Raw genomic sequence first — 2,288 nt, forward strand, 5'->3', positions numbered from 1 at the left:
GGCGCGGACGCCAAAATCATCATCCTGCCGTTTGGCTCGATGACGGTGCCTAAGGCCTAGGCTTGGCTAAAATTTTATATTACGACGCGAGCGCGGGTATCAGCGGCGATATGAACTTGGCTGCGCTGGTGGCGCTCGGCGTGGATTTTGACTATCTTTGCGCTGAGCTTGAGAAGTTAAATTTAGCCGGCGAATTTCGCCTGGAGCGCAAAAACGTGCTAAAAAACGGCATCGCCGCGACAAAAATCGACGTCGTGCCGCTAAAATCGCAGCCTCACGTCAGAAGCTACGCGGGTATCAGGCAAATTTTAGAGAGTTCAAATTTAAGCCAGAGCTGCAAACAAAGAGCGGGCGCGATATTTCGCACGATCGCGCAGGCCGAAGCCAAAGTCCACGGCGCGGACGTAGAGCGGGTACATTTTCACGAGGTCGGCGCGATAGATAGCATCGCCGACGTCGCTGGCGCGGCGATCTGCATCGAATATCTTTTTGAAAAACTCGGCGTCTCGCGCGTCGTAAGCTCCAAAATCGAGCTTGGCGGCGGCGTAGCGATCTGCGATCACGGCGCGCTTAGCGTACCTGCGCCAGCCGTTTGCGAAATTTTAAAAGGCGTGCCCGTAAGCCTCGGACGCGCAAATTTCGAGATGACTACGCCCACAGGAGCGGCGATTTTAAAGGCTTGCACGGACGAGTTTGCGGACGGCGCAAGCTTTAAGATAGAAAAGATCGGCTACGGCGCGGGCGGCAAGGACGCCACGGGTTTTGCAAACGTGCTTCGAGTGATGCTTTGCGAAACCAATGAGGAGCGCGGCGAAGGGGACGAGCGAAATTTAAGCGCGCGCTCGGGCTACGGCGAGGTTTGCAAGCAAATTTTAATCTCCACGAACATCGACGATATGGACGCCGAGAGCTTCGCGCTTGCGTGCGAAATTTTGCGCGAAAACGGCGCGCTGGACGTCTTTAGCCGCTCTATTTTTATGAAAAAGGGGCGCATGGGCTTTGAGCTAAACGCGCTGTGCCGCAAGCAGGACGCGCAAAATTTAAAGGATCTGATTTTTACGCACACGACGGCGATCGGCGTCCGCGAGATAGAGGTTGCTAAAACAGAGCTAAAGCGCGAGTTTGCGCGGGTGCAGACGAAATTCGGCGAGATAGGGCTTAAAATTTCTGACAGCGGCCAAACGCAAAAGGCAAAACCGGAATTTGACGACTGCAAGGCCGCGGCGCTCGCGCACGGCACGACGATCGAGCGGGTGCGAAAAGAGGCGCTGAAAATCTATGACGAAACTAGAAAAACTAAAGGCTGATCTGCGCGGGCTGGGCGAGCTGGCGGTCGCATTTAGCGGCGGCGCGGACAGCTCTCTGCTGCTGCGAGCGGCGCACGACGCGCTGGGTGCGCGAGCGATCGGCATAACGATAAGATCGCCCTACATGTCCTCGCGCGAGATTGCCGAAGCCGTAGAATTTGCTAGCACTTACGGCATCAGGCACGAAATTTTAGAGCTCGGCGTCGCAGAGGAGATCAAAGACAATCCCGAAAACCGCTGCTATCTGTGCAAAAAAGCCGTGTTTTCGCGCCTGATAGAGCGCGCAAAGAAGCTTGGCTTTAGCCGCGTCGCAGACGGCACGAACCGAGACGATCTGGGCGAACACCGCCCCGGGCTCAAAGCCAAAGAGGAGCTGGGTGTACTCTCGCCGCTGATAAATTTAACCAAATCCGAAATTCGCGAGCTCTCGCGCGAGCTAGGCTTGCCCACAGCCGAAAAACCCGGCTATGCGTGCTTGCTAACGCGCCTGCCGCACGGGCGTGAGATCACCCCGCACGAGCTAAATTTGATCGAAGCGGCGGAAAATCTACTCATCGCAAGCGGCTACGCAAACGTCCGCGCGCGGTGCGACCGCAAAAATATAAAGCTGCAAATGCCCTTTTCTAGCATGCGGGATTTCCTAAACGACGCGAAATTTAAAAGCGTCGTTAGGCAGCTCACGATGCTGGGCGCGGCGGAGGTGACGCTCGATCTAAAGGGGCTTAGAGAGGATGTTTTGCATGAGAGAGGATGAAATTTTAGAGCTCTTCGCGGGGATAAAAAGCGGCCGCGTGAGCGAACAAGAAGCGCTAAAATACCTAAAAAACTATCCCTACGAGGACGTGGGCTGCGCCAAGATCGACACTCAGCGCGCACTGCGAAACGGAGCGGGCGAGGTGATCTACGGCGAGGGCAAGACGGATGATGAAATTTTGCGTATCGCGAGTGCGATCGGCGCGAGGCGGCAAAACATCCTGATCA

2 protein-coding genes and 1 pseudogene are annotated in these 2,288 nt (G+C 55.7%); all 3 read left to right on the forward strand.

Annotated elements, in window-relative coordinates:
• Positions 1-62 precede the first annotated feature (62 nt).
• Positions 63-1,307: a nickel pincer cofactor biosynthesis protein LarC gene (gene larC / locus Q0256_RS07705; RefSeq protein WP_297961904.1), complete on the forward strand. Its 1,245-nt coding sequence runs from the start codon at positions 63-65 to the stop codon at positions 1,305-1,307.
• Positions 1,279-2,061 (forward strand): ATP-dependent sacrificial sulfur transferase LarE, encoded by a 783-nt coding sequence (gene larE, locus Q0256_RS07710; protein WP_297961907.1) that lies wholly within the window; start codon positions 1,279-1,281, stop codon positions 2,059-2,061. Before larC ends, larE begins: the two co-directional genes overlap by 29 nt.
• Positions 2,048-2,288: pseudogene (locus tag Q0256_RS07715) on the forward strand (1-(5-phosphoribosyl)-5-amino-4-imidazole-carboxylate carboxylase); the annotation flags it as partial. The gene larE and the pseudogene Q0256_RS07715, both read left to right, overlap by 14 nt.

This window comes from uncultured Campylobacter sp. (assembly GCF_937949835.1).
GTDB lineage: Bacteria > Campylobacterota > Campylobacteria > Campylobacterales > Campylobacteraceae > Campylobacter_B.

Bases quoted from the DNA above. Each gene is read 5' to 3' on its own strand.
- larE (WP_297961907.1), top strand. From the start codon at position 1,279: ATGACGAAACTAGAAAAACTAAAGGCTGATCTGCGCGGGCTGGGCGAG.